This window comes from Sphingomonas citri, from assembly GCF_019429485.1.
GTDB lineage: Bacteria > Pseudomonadota > Alphaproteobacteria > Sphingomonadales > Sphingomonadaceae > Sphingomonas > Sphingomonas citri.
This window is the reverse complement of record NZ_JAHXZN010000025.1, coordinates 1-1,087: the sequence shown is the minus strand read 5'-3', so window position 1 is coordinate 1,087 and position 1,087 is coordinate 1. Positions and strand designations below refer to the sequence as shown.

The following is a 1,087-nucleotide window of genomic DNA, read 5'->3' as shown; positions in this document are numbered from 1 at the left end:
TTGCCGAACTCCTCGACGATCCGCGTCATCCCCTTGGCCTCGGTCGCGGCGGGCAGCGTCAGCCGCGAGCCCGGCGCGACCAGCATGAACTCGGTGCCGCGCACCAGCACCGCGCGCGCGCCCTTGGCAGTGGTGACGGTGTCGCCCGCGGCGATCGCGCTGCCGCGGGTGGCGACCTTCGACACGCCCGCGCGCGTGACCTGCACGTCGCCCATCGCCTCGCTGATCCGCCAGCCGGCGGGGCCGGCGCTCGCGGGCAGCGCGAGCCCAGCGGTGGAGGCGGCGAGCAGCGCCAGGATCGGCTTACGCATGTGATTCTCCCTCGGCCCGCCAGGCGTGCCGACTCAGCCGAGTAGAAGCAGAGCGTTGCGAACAACTTAGAGCGGATGGTTAGCGAAATGCCGCGGTCGTCGTAACCAAATCGGAACCCGCCCCCGCCTAGGCCGCGCCGCGACAACAGGGGCGTCCGCATGCGAGCTACATCCACGATCCGCCTGACGCTGCTGGGCAGCGCCGCGCTGGCGGGCACGCCCACCGCGGCGCAGACCGCACTCGATCGCGCCGACCCGACGATCGCGGCGCGCGCGCTGCCGCGGCCCTCGCTCGAGCAGCCCGAGCGCGCGCGGCCGACCGAGGTCGACGCCGCCAGCCGCGCCGCCGCGGGCGCGACGCTGACCCCGCCGGTGCGCGCGGTACATGTGCTCGGCGCGGAGGGCGTGCCCGAGTCGGCCTATGCCGCCGCGGTGACGCCGGTGATCGGCCGCGCGCTCGACCGTGCCGCGCTGGCGACGCTCGCGGGCCAGGTGGCGGGCGCGGTGCGCGCGCGCGGCTATCCCTTCGCCACCGCCTCGGTCGCGGCGCAGCCGATGACGGACGGCGTGCTCGCGGTAGAGGTCGAACTCGGCCGCATCGACGCGGTGCGCGTGATCGGCGCGCGCAGCGAGGCCGCCGACACGCTGCTGGTCCACGCGCTCACCGGGCGCGGCGCGGTGACGCAGAAGATGCTCGAGCGCGCGCTGCTGCTGGTCGGCGACGTGCCCGGTATCCGCGTGACCGACACCCGCTACGTCCGTCAGGACGGTTTCGG

General features: G+C 75.1%; 1 protein-coding gene and 1 pseudogene. One reads left to right on the top strand and one right to left on the bottom strand.

Annotation, left to right across the window (positions count from 1 at the left end):
• Nucleotides 1-311: pseudogene (locus KZ820_RS21660) on the bottom strand (FecR family protein); the annotation flags it as partial.
• A 159-nt stretch (nucleotides 312-470) separates the two neighbouring features.
• Here KZ820_RS21660 and KZ820_RS21655 point away from each other — a divergent pair.
• Nucleotides 471-1,087, top strand: a 617-nt coding sequence (locus KZ820_RS21655; RefSeq protein ID WP_308462307.1) for a POTRA domain-containing protein, incomplete at its 3' end; no start/stop codon positions are given.